Here is a 17,254-nt window from a genome sequence, read left to right as displayed (position 1 = left end):
TCGGGGCATAAACGAGTTACTGTTTTCATAATTTACCTTAATCAACATTCCAGACTATACTTTCGAGACGATTAACAAGGATTGTTAAGAGGTTGCATGGAGCATATTGATCTAGGTTTAATTTGGGCCACTATTTGCCTGTTGTGCGTACTTTTTTCTATTATCTATTACTTGTCATCAGGTGATTAGTTGAAGTTTTTCTACTCTTATCCTACTTAACTAGCTTAATTTCTCTAGCTTCAGGCTTACTTATTATTGCGGAGGGAAACATGGATGCCTCGGCTGCAGTGAAACGGAGTTCTTTTTATGGATAAAATTTATCTCTGGTGATTCCTCCAATGTGTTGAATCTACCTCACTCCTCTCGTAATGCCTGAAAGGCTTTACCTTGAAAGACACCCTTAGGGTGTCTTTCTCGTTTTTGTAGCAGTTAAAATCTATTGATAAAAAACGCTTTCTAATTCACCGCATAATACGGTTCGATATATGATTTTGCTTTGTAATAGCGTGACGTCTTGTGATGTTAAAAGAGTTTTACGGGTCTTTTTATCTACTCGAGTCACCATCTCTTCGAATAGTTGGTTATGCAGTCGCTTAATATCACTAAATATCTGCAAAGATTGAGAGAACAGCATTATCTTGTCGTAATAGCCATTATTGAGGCCGTAAAGCCATTTTAAGAGAATGGTTTGCCTTGCCGCCTTGGTCTTAAATGAATGCTCCATTTCAATCGCTGTAATGCTGCCAGACACTTCCAGCACAATGCCATCGACGTTTCTCACATCATGAGACTTAAACAGCCTTTTAAACTCTGGCTCTGTCACCATAGTGTGCCAAAACACATTATCCTCACCATTCTTACTCTTGTTATGCACGCCTCGCATCTGGATATACTGCATCATCAAGTCGTGCATCACGGTATTCAGATTGACTCTTAATGATGGGTTGTCACCAGAGCGAAAATACACTGCCACTGACAGTAATTCTTCAGCGTATTTTGCCCCCGCATAATCGAGTACATAGACGCGATTATCTACAGACCGATGAGTGATTACCAGATTCAGTAATTTCTCCTTCATGAGCTTGTTTAGATGCTCTAGTGCCTGGCGTTGAGAAATACCGTAAAGCCAGGCAATAATCGTCGGTGACGTCACCCCAAACCTGGCCACTATTTTGATGGTGAGTTCCCTTCGAGCTTTGCCCGTTTGATTATTGTTAGCGCCGCAGAAATAACGCATAGGAATAAACAGATAAGGCTGAAACTTTTCAGCCTTATCGCCTGCCTCATAAACGCTTACGTTAATCGCATTCTGTAACGCTTGATGTGTGTGCATAGTGATATCCGTATTCTTTGAATTATTGATATCAATAGGTAGTGCCAGGGACTGCAAATTATCACCACATGTCTCGTGATTCATGCCGTGAAGCTGATTTATCCCTGTCCGGATGAAAATAGCGATGAGCATCGCTACCAAGCCAGGCTTTGCCTTATAAGCAACTTGCTGCGCAATTCACTCATATGCCATGAAGCGCCCGCCCACTCTGATGACTCGTCATCATCGCTGGCTTACGAACTCCGTTCTAGCACTTCAAGACATAAGCCGCGCATGCACCGAGCTACGCTCTGTACTAACCGCATTTCTGCCGCTGTCGATAGAGGGATGTGTGCCACATTTATCCCCTCATACGCCGCTTAGCTTTTCTTACGAAAAGACTTAAGGTTTAGCCATTAATTTGTCCCAAATTAACGCCTAAATTTTGCTAGGGCAAAACTAAAATACGGTTAGTACAGACCAGCTGTACATGCGCGTGCTCCTTTGAACGATGACTTCGTCAACGCCCAAATACGCGCTTTGAAAGCTTGTTATCACAAGCCGTTTTGTCGCAAAAAATCGTGCCGAGTTTTGCTGTTTAACAGCGAATTCTATCGAATAAAAGCGTATGAGTAATGAGGAGTAATTAATTTTTTTGTGCGAAAAAGTGAAAATAATAGAAAAGGAAACAAGCAGGATTTAACAAACTTTTTGTTGCTGAGCGTTGCAGTCAAACAAGTTTGCTTTTTAGCATTTTTTCATTAACTTGTATAGAGAACAAAAATTATAATCGATGAAAAAGGATAACTCATGACTAAATTAAACTCGGCTCAACCCATTACGAATATCGACGGTACGCCAATGATTTCAGGCTCACAAGTAGATATTAATGGTAACCCATACGGCGTAACCGAAACGACAACGAGCCTCAGTTTTGATGACTCGTTCTCATCTTGTGACTCTAGTTTTGAAAGTAGTTTCGAGAGTAGTTTTGATAGCAGTTGTGACTCTAGTTTCGACAATGATTTTGACAGTGGATTTTAATCATATGTCAGAACAATTATTAGCGAAGCTAACACCCTATATTTTCATGTTGCTCGTCTCAATCATTTGCACCTATCTGTATTTCACACTCAATAACGGCATCTACCTTGTACCCATAGTCGTTATGCATTTGAAATTTCAATTGGGTTTATATGCTTATGACAAAAAATACGATACACAAGTCAGCCCAGCAAGCTGTTGGACTAAGTGCCAATACATATTCTTTAAATTTATCTAAAAATAAGGAGTCATGCGATGGAGTTTATCGTACCGCTAGTTTTACTGATTGTTGGCTGTATCATCATCATACGAAGAATATCATCAAATAGAAAAGGCAATAAAAACAATGATTAAATCACTAAGCACTTTAATGAACGAACCTTAAGCTAATTAATTTAAAACAAGGCATAACCCACTATTTAAAGATTAAAATTGATTCGTGAATAATGTTGAGTACTTTAGATACAACATTGAGATTTATGATGAAAAAAATGACACTCAAAGAATGGTGGGAACACAATTACACGGGGGCTTATTCAAGTAAACGAGTGACTAGGTGGGTTCGTGAAAATCGTTTATATCCACAAGCTATGTTGGAAGGAGGTAGATATTATGTCACTGAAAACACAACCTATGTAGAACCAATTAAGAAAGAAGAGACAAAGCAATTAAAGCGCCAAACTCAATCTATAGACTCCCCTTCCCAGACTTCAGACAAGATTATACAAAAAGCAAAAGATTATATGTCTAACATTTAGTCCCGCTATTCCCCCCCCTTGACTTGGACAAATTAAAATTCAGCCAGTAATTTTTTAAATGCAAACACTGGCTGATTTAATTAAATATACAAAAAACAGACCAATAAATACCATTTTATACAACCACTTAAACATGAAGTTATCTGCAGAAGCTAAAAAGCAAGCATAATCTTTTTTTTGATAAGCAAATAGCTTAGGACAAAATATGAGCCTACTTAAAGACATTGTTAGTGATTTCTAAGCCAGAAAATTAAAACTAATAATATAGCAAAAAGGCTATCCTTGAATGGGATGTAACCGCAAACCAGAAAATTCTTACCTTCCCATAGGTCTTTATATGAAAAAGAATAAAAATTTGATTCATGGTGAATATTACGAAGGTGTAAATTTATTCCATAATTTCAAGAGCTTCCCAAAATATGAGAAGAAAACCATCTCGCTAGGATCTAATAGAGTAGAAGCAATAACAAAATATCTGGAGATGATTGAATTACACAAAGCTGTATTAGCTGCAGAATCAAATAGTAGATCTGAAATAAAAGAGGAAGATGAACATTTAATTTTTGCAAAAAATTCCGGATTTACAAAACCTTCTTATATTATTGTCTCGCCAGATAAAGTTGATTTTATTGACGAACTGGCTGTAAAAATGATTTCTTATACTGAAGAATCAACTAACAGTAAAAATACACGAAAACAACATAAGTGCTTATTAAAAAAAATACACTTAAAATGGGGCCCACTTCCTATTGAGTATTTAAACACATCAAACATCCAAACTCACTTAAACGAGTACATTGACAAAGATCAATTAAATACAGCAAAAAAACTTCGAACAATGTACAACCTATTACTTAAATTTGGTAAGCGGAATGGATTATTAGAGGTAACTTCAGCCGTGATTGAAGCTACATTCGTGCCAAAGCACATAACTACGAGAAGCCGACTCAGTTCAGAAGTATTATCAACTGTTCTACCTGAAATAGACAAAGAAAGTAAACCGAACGCCTTAACAATCCAACTGGGACTCATCACAGCGTTGCGCCCGCAAGATCTTGTTTTAATTGAAAATCAAAAAAGTAAAGATTGGGATTTTAAAGCTGCTGAATTCATGAGAAGTAATGGAAAACAAAGAGATTATTTAAAAGATAATAATCTTATTCCTCATGGCTACTTAGACGAAGAAGATCAATGTTTAGTTGGTTTATGTCAAAAAACATCAAGCATAGTCAAAATTCCATTTCATCAATTCAATAAAACTTTAAACAAAACTTTAGGACAACTCATTGTTGAAATAAAAAGGTTCTGCACCGTTACAGAATCAGTATTTTTGATTCATCAAATTAAAAATCATGGAGCATTAAAACGAGGTGCTTCTATTAAACATGTAACACTGAGTAGAATGTTTACTAAACATATTAAACGAATTAAGACTGCATGGCTTAAAGGCTCACACCCAACACTCTATGAAGTTAGAAGTTTAGCTATGAGAGAGAATGATGCAGAAGAAAAAGAGGAAAAAGCTAAAAATAGTTCTATAACAGCATCAAAGAAAGATCACTCTACAGTCAATGAACTTGTCGATTTATCACCCAAAGTAGAGAAAGCTGAAGACATCGGCGGGCATAGTAAAAAATCTAATACAGCAAGAGATGTATACATGAATCCAAGAGACTTAGACTACCAAAAGCTCACAAATAAACTCCAGTCGTCACAGTAAAAATGGCTATTTTTACTGGCTGGACATAAAAGTTTTAAGTAACAACCTTCAAGAATATCTTCTTGCGAAGCCATAACATATTCATGATTTTTAACATATTTATTGTCAAAATGATAGTTAATATTTCTTTATGAATTTGTACTTATGAGCAGAAACAATTTAAATCAGCATGGTGTCGATAACCTTTATATTAAGAAAGATAATAGATCGAAAACAGGTTTTAGTTGCCAATATAAAGATCCCCGTCATGACCTTAAAGAGTTTGGAAAAATCACTCAATTTCGGTCACTTGGAAGTAATGTTAACGAAGCTATAAATACGGCTAGAAGACTTAATTCGCTGATATACCCGCAAATAGTTGATAACAAAATTCTAGATATCTATGAGTCTCCATCACTTGCGTCCAAGACGTTAAAATTGAATCAATGGATTGAAATTTACGTCAAAATTCAGTTTGGTAAAATTAAAAATGGAAACCTAAAACCAAACACATGGAGAAGTCGCAAAAATATTCTTAACGTAATTAGCAAGGTTCATGGTGACCTTCGACTAGACTGCATATCCGCAAAAACAATTAAAACATTTCTTGATACCTACGTTTCAGAAGGTAAAAATCGAATGGCACAGTCAATTAGAAGTGTCTATTCCGACTTATTTCGAGAAGCCGCTGGTGCAGGTGAAATTGTTTCATCATCCAATCCAGCTAAAATAGTGAAAAATCCAACCGTTAAGATAAAAAAATCCAGACTATCACTCACTCAATTTGAAAATATTGTAACTCATCAAAATTACTTACCTCATAAAGTAGCTTATCTTCTTGCACTGACCACAGGGCAAAGACGCACAGATCTTTGTTTATTAAGAAGATCTAAAGGAGTTGATTTTGACGAGAAGATGATAGCCTATAAAAATAATCCGAATTATTTCATTGATATAAATAATAGCATGGGTTCCTTTGCAAGCCTGGTTGAACATGCCCCTTACTCATACTTAGAAGATAATATGCTATTCGTTTTTCAGATTAAGACAGGGAAAATGATAAAAATACCTACTGATTTAACTTTAAAAAAAATAAATATAAGCATAGGTCAAGCAATTACTATGGCAGATATTGGACTAGAATCAGACTTTGTGTTGCACCATCATATTCAACGCACAACATCTAAACTAGGCTCCCCACTTCACCCAGATACGGTATCTAGATCATTTCAACGCGCACGCATAAGTGCCAATATAAACTGGCAAGGCACACCTGCCACGTTCCATGAAATTCGCTCACTATCTGAACGTCTATATAGGGAGCAAGGTATCGACACTAAAGTGTTGTGCGGTCATAGCGACCAAGGAATGACTGACAGATACAATGATTTAAGGGGAAGTGACTGGCAAGAATTAAAAATTTAGTTTTTGGGAATTTTTGGGGAAGGCATTCAATATCAGCGTAAGCAGTTGTTTTTAAATTAATTTTATTTCATGGCAGATGTTACCTAGGCATACGAATAGTACCGAGTTAATTGTATTCACATAAGTTCCTTTTTCAGCGTATTAAAAATTGTTTTTATGTCTATCACATTTTAGGTCTTTCTCTTAAAAAATGAGCGAATCGTGGCACACCATTTTTGGTTAGACCTAAGTACTGATAAGTTATCGTTGCGCCTATTTGGGGCGGCTTACGCCTTTGTTCATCGCTAAAGCCGCTACCGACTTTAAACTCAAGCCCATCGGGCATGCTGACAACTATTGCCCCTAGCATACCGGTATATTTCCCCTTGCCTTCAATATGCTTAATAACAATGGCTTCAGCATCATATTTGGGTTTTAATTTCATAATATCTTGGCTGCGACCTACTTTATAAAAAGCTTGCTTGCGATGAAGCATTAGCCCTTCACCTTGGGCACTCACGACTAAATCCAGTTTTTTATACAGCATGGTGTCAGAGGTTATCGTTTCTTGGGGTATGACTTGCAGATATTTAGACTGCTTGGCCAGCTGTTGCAGTGCTATGTATCTGTCACGAAACATGCCCCCATGTTCAGGTAAGTCAAACAGCATAAACTTCACTTGCCGCCACATTTCACTGTCTGGGATATTTTTTCGTGCAAGCCCTGACATGGCTTCAAAGCTTGCTCTTCCTAGCCATAACTCCCCTTCTAAAACCTGCTTGGGAAAATCTGCCACGAACCATTGCGGTAAAATGAACTCTCGACCTGAACGTGAAAGCATTTTGTCCCCAGTCCAATAACCACGTACACCATCTAACTTTTCACTGACATAATATTGATTAATATCAATTCCTTCAGTGATTTTGGTAGCAAGTTGGATTGCTGGCTTATCTGCAGCAAACAATATGGGGGGCGCAAAGAGACTCAATACTGTCATGATGATTGATATATTACGCCTTATAAAATCAGCCAATATAAATACTATCAACGACAGAGCTGACACTGGCGTAGCAATAGTTTTTGAAAAAAAATAGACATAGCTGCATCCTTGCTGGTATTTGGAACAACATCCTGTTGCCGTAAAAGTAAACTAATAATTAAACAAATTGATTAGCAATTTTAGTGCATGATCAATAAACTGCCATAAGTTAGCCAATGTTTGGCTACTTTTGTCATCAATTGGACCATCATCCACCAAACCATTTAGGGACTAAGTCAGCCAATATGAAACCTGAAAACAATCATGGATTAAAACGTGTCTTACGTGCGACAGGTTTTTCATTTAAAGGGCTTAAAAGTGCATGGGTTAACGAAGCAGCATTCAGACAAGAACTGATTTTAGCGGGGATTTTACTGCCAGTGGCTATTATGGTCGATGTCAGCCTTATTGAAAAGTTGCTGTTAATCATGACTTTATTTATTGTTCTGATCACCGAATTAGTTAACTCTGCAATTGAAGCTGTAGTGGATCGCATTAGTGATGAAATTCATCCCTTAAGTGGCCAAGCCAAAGATACTGCCTCTGCAGCAGTATTTATGAGCCTAGCCCTATGTGGGATCACTTGGGCATGTATTTTGATTAATGCCTATGTGCTGAATTAGTCTCTTTTACTTTTTAATCTTGTCAATCAGCCACAGCAATTCTGCGCCCCTCTACGATGTAGTTATTATCAGGTATGGTTATAAATGCGCATTAAACAAGCTGGTTTAATGCGACTTTCGTTTGTTTTTAGCCCAATACGCTTGTTAACCTGTACTAGATCAAAAAAACCACCGCTTTAGCAACAAAAACTTCACATTTGCTTACATAATGCTAATATATTTCAGCGCTAAGATATTAGCCTAGTAAAACTAAAAAAATAATAATGCACGACCCTCATTTATTACCCCAAATGAGCCCCATAGAGTGCGGAGAAATAATGTTAAAGCGAGTCCCTATCGGTCTATTGACAGCCCTATGTATATCTAACAGTGTGTCTGCTGACGAGTATAAATTTACTCTCGGGGCTTTTTATGCCAATACAGATTCCACCATGTTAGTTAAAAGTGCCAGAGATACAGGTAATTACTATTTGCTTGATTTTGAAGACGACTTACTTTTAACAGAAGATCAATTTCTACCTTTTTTCGAATTCCGCTATCACTTCAAAGACCGTCATAATATTTACCTTGATTGGAAATCTCTACATCGAGATGCTGAAACCCCACAACTGGGGTTTGATATTGAAATCCCTGAATTTGGCGATAATGATCAGAATTACCTTATTGATGGTAGTGCCACTATTTCCACCACGTTAAATATCGATATTCTCCGTTTAGGTTATGGTTATGATATTTGGCAAGGTGAACAATATTTTGTCGGCGCATCGATTGGTATTCACACCATGTTTGTTGAAACCATTTTCGAAGGCAATATTAGTTTATGTGAAGGTCACAGTGACCCCAATAGTTTGTGTGATACGACGACCTTTACTCCAAAAGTTGTTGATAACGCAATCACTGCGCCTCTGCCTAATATCGGCTTATATGGTAACTATGAATTTTATCCTGGTTGGACATTTGGCGCCCATGTTCAATATTTTGCGATCAAATATGATAATTTTAAAGGTTCGTTAGTCGACATCAGGGCTGGCGTGCAGGCGAAAATTAGCGATAACTGGCAATTAGCACTGGCGTATAACTATTATGATGTCGATGTTGATATTGAACAATCTAGAAGTATTTTAGATGAAGAATATCGTACCCTAGATTACAACATAAACTATGGTTTCACCGGCCCTATGTTTGCAGTGTCCTACCGCTTTTAAACAACTACATTTTTAATCACGGCAAAATATCTTATCTTCAATCAATAAACGGGCAAACTTTATTTAAGGTTTGCCTGTTTATCAAAAAACTTACTAACAAAATATCTATCACATTAATTAATTGTTATATTTCATTGATAAACCTAATTGGTTCATTCGCTTTATTACCTATTTTGTTGAGGGATTGAATGTCTAACGACTTATTGAAAACGGCCGCGCTTCATCTAAAAAAAGCCGTACCTTTAATGCTAAAACACAGCATTCCAACAACACCAACCAATTATGCACTTTGGTATGCCTATGTTAGCGAAACCAATCCTAAGCTAAATCTGGCACTTGATGAAAATATTAAGCTAAATCAACAATATTCACCCGTTTCAAGTGAGTTACTGTATCGAGAACATATCGCCGATCCTGTTGAGTTAGATGTCAGAACTATGCGTCAAAATCTTGATGCTATGGTGTGCGAGTTATCTCAATCAATCAAAGATACCCATCATGACACCCGTACTTTTCAATCTCAAATACAAAAAAATGTCCGTAAATTAACTGAGTTTGAAAACCAAGATTTTTCACTGGAACAATTGGTCACTGTGGTGCGCAGTATGGTTAAAGAATCTTCGCGTATTCAATCAAGTAGCAAGAGTTTTACTGAACAACTCAATAAAGCGCAGTCCGAGATTAATATTTTAAAACAAAAGCTGGCTAAAACAGAAAAAGATGTTTTGTATGATGCACTCACCGAAACGTTAAATCGTCGCGCCTTTAATGACGATATTAATGCGGTTATTGCACAATCGCCCCAAGGCTGCTGCTTGATTATGGCTGACATTGATAACTTTAAACTATTTAATGATACTTATGGCCACCAGCTTGGGGACTTAGTACTTAGAGTGGTAGCCAAACGGCTACAGGAATCTTGTCGAGAAGGGGTAAAGTTATACCGTTTTGGCGGTGAAGAGTTTGCCATTATCGTCCCAAATAGCCAATTAAGGATCGCCAGACAATTAGCCGAAGCCATGAGACGCTCCATTGAAAAACTCAGGGTCAAAGACAGGCGCAGTGACACTCGAATTGATAATGTCAATGCGTCATTTGGTGTGGTGCAGTGGCAAGAAAATCAAACAACTAGTCAGCTAATTGAGGCTGCTGACCAGTTGTTATATCAAGCAAAAAGATTAGGGCGTAATAGAGTCATGCCTATATAGTTAAAGCGATTAAGTAGCGAGTTAAATTAAACCGTCCAATTAAAACAACTAACTGTGATTTACTTGTTTTGCCGTTACCACGTAACGGTAATCACTGCTTGCAGACAAGTCTTCAAACGGGTAACAGGTTATCAATGTTAGCTGATTATCCGCCGTCATATCGAGTATCTCTGTTTGCGTTTCATGTACTATATCGATGCCGGTTATTAAGTAACTTTGTATTTGCCCAATTGCGGTTTCTAATTCTACGATGTCGCCTTTTTTAACATTTTTTAAGTGTGAAAAATGGGTGTCTCTGTGGCCAGCAATGATTGTATTACCAACCTCTCCAACCCCTGCACCTTTAAGCATCAAGCTTGGGCCAAACGCCAAATTTCGGCCCGAAGCCCCCGCTAGCACAAACATAGGATCCCCTACAGGATAAACATCTGTTTCTTTATCTGCATAAAGCATTAACTTGCCAACTGGATGCGTATCAGCCCAGCTCCAAGGCTTATGGGGTGTTTGGTCTTGCAAGGTTTTATTCCATGCTTGCTCAATTAAATATTGCGCAAAATTCGCTTTAACTTGCATATAGGCTCCATGTGATAAAAAACTGACTCCTAAGACGGCTAAACAACCAGGGATGAGCATTTTTAAACTTATCAACGCAGCGCTCCTTATTTATGCTTAGGTATGGTTAACCGCTGACCAGGAAGACACTGCTTAAGCCAAAGTCCATGCAAAAGCGCAATCAATAAAAAGCTTAATCCAATGAGTATATTCAAACGGCTCGATGTTGCTGTTTGCGGTAAGACACCTGCTTTTTGTAATCCCTTTGGTAAATGTGGCTTAACTTGATAATCAGCGTTAAATTCAGGGGTAAAATTAACTGGGGTTTTATCGACCGCCACTAGACTTGTTTGTGAGGTCACCAGGTGATACTTCATTCCTAATGCTTTAACTTGCTGTTTTATTCTTTCACTGTTCGCCCTAGTTTGGGTGGCTTCAATGGCATTGATTTGCGCATTAGCCCAGATAAGATCTAACCCTGGGGCCTCAATGTCTGAATTATCTAAATGACGAGTCTGGTGTGGATTAGGTATCTGTAGTTGCCAATATTCGCCCTGAGTCTCGCCTGATATAACAATATCTTGCTGATTGTATGCCGGAGATTTAAAGCTGACTAAGATTGGTTCATCAGTATATAAATCAGGGATTCTTGCAGGCCAATGATCAGGAATTGTGCCGTCTTGATAAGTGACTTTTACATCTGTTGCCACTGGTTGCTCAATCTTTTGCAGTAACCCTTCGATTTTTTGTTTTACCTCAGCCGTTTTACCAATGTAGGTGTAAATGCCACGGCCAAACATGGCTGCGCGCTCCATAAAGTGCGTATTCGGGGCCGAGCCTATCCCGACAGTGAATAATCGACTTTGACCTAAGTCGGCTTCTATTTGCTTAAATAAACCTTGCTCGTTAGCCACCGCGCCGTCTGTAATAAATATCACCTGACGTAGCGCATTTTCACTCCCGATTTGATTGCTTTGATCTTGAATTAGCAAAGAGGCAGAAAGCGCCATGCTAATTTCAGTGCCGCCATTGGCTTGTAATCCTTGGACAAATTGATTGGCTTTAGCAATATTACGGCTGTTAACTTTCAAAGATGATGCAGATAGTTTTGTTAACTGATGATTAAATCCAATAATATTAAACTTATCTTTCGTTCTTAAACCTGCAAGCGCAGACAGTAAAGCCTGTTTGGCCTGCACTATAGAGTCCCCTTCCATAGAGCCAGAGGTATCAATAACCAAGATTAACTCCCGAGGAGTGACCCCGTTATACGTTTTAACTTGTGGCGGCGTTAACATCACTAAGCCGTAATAATCTTGATTGTTGATACTATTTTTAGCTGACCTAAGTTCAGCTGATTGATGAGTTAATCCTTGTTGAATGAACATTGATGGCAGCGGCAACGCAACTTCAGCATGATTTGCAGCATGCGATTTAGCTGCATCAACAGGCTTCCAATTCAATACAAAATCTTGATTGGCGACCACAGCGCGATCAAGTTCTACCATCCATTGTTGCTTGCCTACCACTGGCGCTGCTTTAATTTTGTGATACGGACTGGTTACCGCACCAAGTTCAAAACCTGTATTTAATTCGACATTAATATTAACCATGATATTACCAGCAGAATCCGAAGAGGCATCATCAGTTACAGCCCCTTCTGCAAAGTTATTCAAATTAAAGCCGGTTAGCATCTCAGGTAGCATTTCAGCAATAGAATCAAATATGCCCAAATGGTTATGGCGCTGTTGCCGACTAGGACTTTCACTAGAACTCTGACTGCTAGCACTATTACCGACTAAAACTTGCTCTGATAAAGCTGTTGGCGAATAACGCGGCGTAATGGTCATTGGAAACCGTAAACTAAACTGACCCTCTTTATAATTAAGTTTTTCTTGATAACTTATCTCAACAGTTAAAGTCTCGTTAGGGGCTAAATTCGCCACTTCTGTGGTAAAAATATTCACCCTTTGCTGACTCACTAAACTGGCACGTTTACCTGCAGCTTTGGCTTTTTCAAAGGTGGCTTTGGCTTGTAATTTTGGTTGTACTTCGCCTTCAATAATACGCTCGCCAATGACTAACCGCATTTGATCCACCGCTCCATTGTGGGATAACGGAAAATGATACTTACCGTTTATAAAGCCTTGGGTGTTATTGGTAAAGGTTTGCTTAACCTTAACGCGATTAACCCAGCCAGATACTTTCATTGACACATCGGTGGATAAAGGCAAGCTATAGTGGATTTCACCCTCTTGTATATATTCAAGCACACCCTGGGTTATCTCAGCAGAGCGCCCATCTGCTTTACTTGTTGGCATTGCATATACTGGAAATAGCACATTCAAAATCACTAAACCCAGTAAAATTAAGCTCGAGCAAAGGTAATGCACCCTATGACGATTAACACTAATATTCATTGTTTTCTCTCCATGAAATTAGCGTAAACCTCAAAACCAGCATTCTCACCAGTCCAAGGTTTACACTGAATTTTCGTCATATTAATTAGCGGCTAAAGCTTCACCCACAGGGATAATTTTTAAAGTCACGCGGCGATCAAAAAAGTCGTTTTCAAAATTTTGTTGCTCATGTAAAGGCGCTGTCGCGCCATAGGCTTTGGCATGTAAGCGTTCATCAGCTATGCCTTGATTAGCTAAATACTTGGTCACTGCTATTAAACGCTGCTCTGATAGTGCTTGGTTAAATTTACTGTCACCGCGGCGGTCAGCGTAACCGGTTAAATCCAACATCAAATCTGGTGATAATGCCATCACATAAGCAACATCATCGAGTTGTTGTTCAAAATGAGGCTCGATAGTCGCTGAGCCGGTTTTGAATTGCACATTTAGCCCGATGGCCAGCTCTTGCATTTTTTGCTCTTGAGCATGGCGCAAATCGGCTAATTGCGTCTGCACTTGTATATATTCATCATTGACCTCCGCCAAAGACTGTTGCTTTTCATGTAGCGCCGTAAGTTCATAAGTTTGCAGCTCGAGTGCCTGTTGTTGCTTGGCGAGTAACTCATTTTGAGTTTCAATCTCAGAATCATCACCCACAGTCTTACCAATAAGTACCCCAACAAAGCTGCCAACGATGGCGCCAACAGGTCCGCCTACCACAGCGCCTAATATGGCCCCAGATGACAAGCCGACTAACTCTTCTGTGTGCTCTCTTTCTGGTGTTTGTGCTAAAACATCACTTGAATCAATGGTTGGATCAATCGCTGGTTTCATTTCTTCTGCGTGTAAGTGAGTGATGTTGGCGATCGATAAACTGCTGATGATTGCGATGGCGATTAATTGCTTTTTCATGGTGTTGTCCTTTATTTCAGATTAATAATTAAATTTGAATGAAGTGCGTTTGCTCATTCGATGAAACTATTAAACAGCATTGAAATGGCAATTAAGGGGCGTAAAAGTGGCAATGTAGCGATGAAATGTGGCAACAATATGGCAATTGCTAGGGAGCGCTTTTTTGGCCATAAAAATAATGTATAGTCAGCCATATAAGACAAAACAAAGATGGTGATATGAAAAGAATTGCGATTGTAGAAGATGAAGTAGCCATTAGAGAAAACTATAAAGAGTTACTGCAACAACAAGGCTATAGCGTGCAGGGTTATGCCAACCGCCCTGCTGCCATGTTGGCTTTTAATGCCCGTTTACCTGACCTAGCCATTATTGATATTGGCCTTGAGACCGAAATAGATGGCGGCTTTACCTTATGTCAGTCGCTGCGATCTATGTCTAGCAGTTTACCGATTATCTTTTTAACCGCCCGAGACAGTGACTTTGATACCGTTTGCGGCCTTAGATTAGGCGCTGATGATTACCTATCAAAAGATGTCAGCTTTCCGCACTTAATTGCTCGTATTGCCGCTTTATTTAGACGCTCAGAACTGATTGGCGCAGCCATCGTTGAAGATAACCTGATTGAACACGGCAAGCTCACCATTGATGGCAACCGTATTCAGGTGTACTGGCAGCAGCAACCTATAGAGTTGACCGTGACAGAGTTTTGGATGGTGCACGCGATGGCAAAACATCCAGGTCATGTGCGAAGTCGCCAAGACTTAATGCAAGAAGCTAAAATATTTGTCGATGACAGTACCATTACCTCCCACGTTAAACGTATTCGTAAAAAGTTTTTAAGCGCAGATAAAGACTTTAATTGCATCGATACCGTGTATGGCATGGGTTACCGCTGGGACAGTGTCAGTTAATGTTTAATATTCCCATAGGGCTGCGCGCTAAAGTCGTTATCTTATCGCTATTTTTGCTGTGCTTACCTTGGCTTGGCTATGAATACGTGTGGGAAATGGAAAAATACCTGCGCCACGGCCAAGAAAAAACCTTGGTGGGCACCACTCAAGCCTTAGCCACCGCATTGCATGAACGCCCGAAACTGTTTAATCACCAAGCCAGTTTTTTAAGTCAGGTTGAAAAAGGCCGCGACTTATACGCCTATCCACTTTCGGGGCCAATTCAACTTGATGGTAAACTGACTGATTGGCAGCAATATCAGCATAGAGTGATCAATTATGGCACTGATCACGTGATTTTTAATCGTAATGAAAACCAAGTCGTTGATATTCACTTTAGTCACATGGTGGGTAAATACGCCGGCTATTTATATGGATTTTTTGAGGTTGCCGATAAGCATCTGGTCTATCGTAGTAAAAATAGCTTACGGGTAGATAAAAACGATCATTTAGTGATTGCCACTCAAACACCTGATGGCCAATTTAAGCGTTATATTGTCGCCAACACTCAAGACGGTTGGTTAAGTGCCTTTGAGCTGCCACAAGATCCAACTCAATCAATGCCCGTAACACCAGAAATTCGCATTCAAGGGCAATGGCTTGCCACCGATAGTGGTTATAACATTGAATTTAGAATGCCGCTAAATATGCTAGGCAGTAAACTCGGGTTCGCCATTTACAATGTTGATGACAGCCAAACCCGTACAGTGAATACTATTATCGGTACCTCAGCTATCGATTCTGTGGCGCATTTAGGCACAGTGTTAGTGCCATCACCTGAAATTGAAAATATTATCAAAGGTATGAGTCATAACAGCTCGCGTATTTGGGTGGTTGATAATCATGGTCGGGTATTAGCTAAATCGGGTGACATTCGCGCCAGCAATAATCTTTGGTCATCAAGCTTAGATGACACCCGTGAGCCTAGCATTTGGGGGCAATTTAAAACTGATTACCTATTGCCGCTATATTATAAAATCCTCACTAAACCGCCGCAGGATTTTGTCGATTCATTGCAAGACTCAACCGAGTTAAGTGGCAGCCATATTCAACAAGCCCTTAATGGAAAACAAGGCTCAACCTGGCGCTTAACCCCTGACAGTAAAGCGGTGGTATTAGCCGCGGCCAGTCCTATCTGGATTGATGATAAAGTTATGGGCGCCGTCATTGCTGAAGAAACCACCCACGGAATTCGTACCCTGCGTAACCGCGCGCTAGAAAAACTGTTTAATGTGATTTTAACCATCATGAGTATGGGCACCTTGGCGCTGTTTATCTTTGCATCCAGCATTTCAAGCCGCATTCGCAAACTCAGAGATCAATCTGAACAAGCTATCGATAGCCAAGGCCGAGTGAGACAACAAATTGTCCCCTCTAAAACCCGTGATGAAATTGGCGATTTATCTCGCAGCTTTGCCAATATTGTTGGCCGTTTAGGTCAATACACCCACTACTTAGAGAACATGTCATCGAGGCTGTCACACGAACTACGTACCCCAGTTGCCGTAGTGCGTTCATCCCTTGAGCATTTAAGCTTGCAACAACTTGAGCCTGGCAGTGAAAAATACGTCGCTCGCGCTCAAGAAGGTGTCAGCCGTTTGCATTTAATCTTAAACAACTTAAGTGAAGCAACCCGCTTAGAAGCCAGTTTATCCCATGCAGAGCAAAGCCAGTTTTCTTTAACAGAAGTCATTAGCGGCTGCATGCAAGGTTATCAATATACCTACCCTGAAACTCAATTTACCCTAGACATTGATGATGGCCCAATGATCATGTTCGGTGTACCTGAATACATAGCGCAGCTGATGGATAAACTGATTAATAACGCCATTGAGTTCAGTACTGATGATCCTATTAGGCTGACACTTAAACGCACCGCTAAAACTGCGATTATCGAACTGGCTAACCAAGGGCCATTATTGCCTGCAGACATGACAGCGCAAATCTTTGAATCTATGGTGTCAATACGTCCACAAGGCGTGCAAGCCAAGCCGCATCTAGGGCTAGGTTTGTACATTGCAAGATTAGTGACTGAGTTTCACCAAGGCAGCATTAAGGCTGAGAATCTAGCCGATGGCAGTGGGGTTAAGTTCGTGCTGATATTCCCCTTAGCAGACTCAAAATAACCTTTATTTTAGCCGTATAGATG

14 protein-coding genes are annotated in these 17,254 nt (G+C 39.5%); 9 read left to right on the top strand and 5 right to left on the bottom strand.

Going from position 1 to position 17,254, the window contains the following annotated elements:
• Window positions 1–436 precede the first annotated feature (436 nt).
• Window positions 437–1,333: a hypothetical protein gene (locus BCU91_RS14890; RefSeq protein ID WP_241904093.1), complete on the bottom strand. Its 897-nt coding sequence runs from the start codon at window positions 1,331–1,333 to the stop codon at window positions 437–439.
• Between the two features lie 789 nt (window positions 1,334–2,122).
• Here BCU91_RS14890 and BCU91_RS14885 point away from each other — a divergent pair.
• The 4 genes from BCU91_RS14885 to BCU91_RS14870 all read left to right on the top strand — a co-directional run bounded on the left by BCU91_RS14885 (window position 2,123) and on the right by BCU91_RS14870 (window position 6,238).
• Complete coding sequence (locus tag BCU91_RS14885) at window positions 2,123–2,356, top strand: hypothetical protein (protein WP_102531792.1); 234 nt, start codon at window positions 2,123–2,125, stop codon at window positions 2,354–2,356.
• Window positions 2,357–2,835: 479 nt separating this feature from the next.
• Window positions 2,836–3,114 carry an excisionase gene (locus BCU91_RS14880; RefSeq protein WP_157936296.1) on the top strand — a complete coding sequence of 93 codons (279 nt, stop codon included), beginning with the start codon at window positions 2,836–2,838 and terminating at the stop codon, window positions 3,112–3,114.
• Between the two features lie 337 nt (window positions 3,115–3,451).
• Window positions 3,452–4,834 carry a hypothetical protein gene (locus BCU91_RS14875; protein ID WP_133126614.1) on the top strand — a complete coding sequence of 461 codons (1,383 nt, stop codon included), beginning with the start codon at window positions 3,452–3,454 and terminating at the stop codon, window positions 4,832–4,834.
• 144 nt (window positions 4,835–4,978) lie between these two features.
• On the top strand, window positions 4,979–6,238 hold the full coding sequence (locus BCU91_RS14870; protein ID WP_102531789.1) for a tyrosine-type recombinase/integrase: 1,260 nt from the start codon (window positions 4,979–4,981) through the stop codon (window positions 6,236–6,238).
• A gap of 163 nt (window positions 6,239–6,401) precedes the next feature.
• Here BCU91_RS14870 and BCU91_RS14865 read toward each other — a convergent pair whose 3' ends face one another.
• Window positions 6,402–7,214: a DNA ligase gene (locus tag BCU91_RS14865; protein ID WP_102531788.1), complete on the bottom strand. Its 813-nt coding sequence runs from the start codon at window positions 7,212–7,214 to the stop codon at window positions 6,402–6,404.
• 287 nt (window positions 7,215–7,501) lie between these two features.
• Between BCU91_RS14865 and BCU91_RS14860 the strand changes: the two genes are divergently transcribed.
• From BCU91_RS14860 to BCU91_RS14850, 3 genes are all read left to right on the top strand, one after another.
• A complete protein-coding gene (locus BCU91_RS14860; protein ID WP_102439618.1) occupies window positions 7,502–7,879 on the top strand; it encodes a diacylglycerol kinase in 378 nt (125 codons plus the stop codon).
• A 317-nt stretch (window positions 7,880–8,196) separates the two neighbouring features.
• Entirely contained in the window at window positions 8,197–9,084 is an 888-nt protein-coding gene (locus tag BCU91_RS14855) for a hypothetical protein (protein ID WP_241901034.1), read from the top strand.
• Between the two features lie 188 nt (window positions 9,085–9,272).
• Window positions 9,273–10,292 carry a GGDEF domain-containing protein gene (locus BCU91_RS14850; RefSeq protein ID WP_102439610.1) on the top strand — a complete coding sequence of 340 codons (1,020 nt, stop codon included), beginning with the start codon at window positions 9,273–9,275 and terminating at the stop codon, window positions 10,290–10,292.
• A gap of 48 nt (window positions 10,293–10,340) precedes the next feature.
• On the opposite strand, the gene BCU91_RS14845 is transcribed toward BCU91_RS14850, so the two are convergent.
• The 3 genes from BCU91_RS14845 to pdsO all read right to left on the bottom strand — a co-directional run bounded on the left by BCU91_RS14845 (window position 10,341) and on the right by pdsO (window position 14,155).
• Window positions 10,341–10,925, bottom strand: coding sequence for a class GN sortase (locus BCU91_RS14845; RefSeq protein WP_102476395.1), 585 nt, complete (start codon window positions 10,923–10,925; stop codon window positions 10,341–10,343).
• A 26-nt stretch (window positions 10,926–10,951) separates the two neighbouring features.
• Complete coding sequence (locus BCU91_RS14840; protein ID WP_102531787.1) at window positions 10,952–13,264, bottom strand: marine proteobacterial sortase target protein; 2,313 nt, start codon at window positions 13,262–13,264, stop codon at window positions 10,952–10,954.
• Between the two features lie 81 nt (window positions 13,265–13,345).
• Window positions 13,346–14,155, bottom strand: coding sequence for a sortase-associated OmpA-like protein PdsO (gene pdsO, locus BCU91_RS14835; RefSeq protein WP_102531786.1), 810 nt, complete (start codon window positions 14,153–14,155; stop codon window positions 13,346–13,348).
• A gap of 218 nt (window positions 14,156–14,373) precedes the next feature.
• Here pdsO and pdsR point away from each other — a divergent pair, with 218 nt between their 5' ends.
• Window positions 14,374–15,066, top strand: coding sequence for a proteobacterial dedicated sortase system response regulator (gene pdsR / locus BCU91_RS14830; protein ID WP_102439606.1), 693 nt, complete (start codon window positions 14,374–14,376; stop codon window positions 15,064–15,066).
• Window positions 15,066–17,231: a proteobacterial dedicated sortase system histidine kinase gene (pdsS, locus tag BCU91_RS14825; RefSeq protein WP_102520000.1), complete on the top strand. Its 2,166-nt coding sequence runs from the start codon at window positions 15,066–15,068 to the stop codon at window positions 17,229–17,231. Before pdsR ends, pdsS begins: the two co-directional genes overlap by 1 nt.
• The last annotated feature ends 23 nt before the right edge of the window (window positions 17,232–17,254 follow it).

Source organism: Shewanella sp. 10N.286.52.B9 (assembly GCF_002873635.1).
Taxonomy (GTDB): Bacteria; Pseudomonadota; Gammaproteobacteria; order Enterobacterales; family Shewanellaceae; genus Shewanella.
This window is presented reverse-complemented; position numbering and strand designations above follow the sequence as displayed.

What these genes read in the sequence shown, in the direction of transcription:
- BCU91_RS14875 (WP_133126614.1), top strand. Translation starts at nt 3,452, where the DNA reads ATGAAAAAGAATAAAAATTTGATTCATGGTGAATATTACGAAGGTGTA.
- BCU91_RS14855 (WP_241901034.1), top strand. Translation starts at nt 8,197, where the DNA reads ATGTTAAAGCGAGTCCCTATCGGTCTATTGACAGCCCTATGTATATCT.
- BCU91_RS14845 (WP_102476395.1), bottom strand. Translation starts at nt 10,925, where the DNA reads ATGCTCATCCCTGGTTGTTTAGCCGTCTTAGGAGTCAGTTTTTTATCA.
- BCU91_RS14880 (WP_157936296.1), top strand. Translation starts at nt 2,836, where the DNA reads ATGATGAAAAAAATGACACTCAAAGAATGGTGGGAACACAATTACACG.
- pdsO (WP_102531786.1), bottom strand. Translation starts at nt 14,155, where the DNA reads ATGAAAAAGCAATTAATCGCCATCGCAATCATCAGCAGTTTATCGATC.
- BCU91_RS14890 (WP_241904093.1), bottom strand. Translation starts at nt 1,333, where the DNA reads ATGCACACACATCAAGCGTTACAGAATGCGATTAACGTAAGCGTTTAT.
- BCU91_RS14860 (WP_102439618.1), top strand. Translation starts at nt 7,502, where the DNA reads ATGAAACCTGAAAACAATCATGGATTAAAACGTGTCTTACGTGCGACA.
- BCU91_RS14865 (WP_102531788.1), bottom strand. Translation starts at nt 7,214, where the DNA reads ATGACAGTATTGAGTCTCTTTGCGCCCCCCATATTGTTTGCTGCAGAT.
- BCU91_RS14840 (WP_102531787.1), bottom strand. Translation starts at nt 13,264, where the DNA reads ATGAATATTAGTGTTAATCGTCATAGGGTGCATTACCTTTGCTCGAGC.
- BCU91_RS14885 (WP_102531792.1), top strand. Translation starts at nt 2,123, where the DNA reads ATGACTAAATTAAACTCGGCTCAACCCATTACGAATATCGACGGTACG.
- pdsS (WP_102520000.1), top strand. Translation starts at nt 15,066, where the DNA reads ATGTTTAATATTCCCATAGGGCTGCGCGCTAAAGTCGTTATCTTATCG.
- BCU91_RS14850 (WP_102439610.1), top strand. Translation starts at nt 9,273, where the DNA reads ATGTCTAACGACTTATTGAAAACGGCCGCGCTTCATCTAAAAAAAGCC.
- BCU91_RS14870 (WP_102531789.1), top strand. Translation starts at nt 4,979, where the DNA reads ATGAGCAGAAACAATTTAAATCAGCATGGTGTCGATAACCTTTATATT.
- pdsR (WP_102439606.1), top strand. Translation starts at nt 14,374, where the DNA reads ATGAAAAGAATTGCGATTGTAGAAGATGAAGTAGCCATTAGAGAAAAC.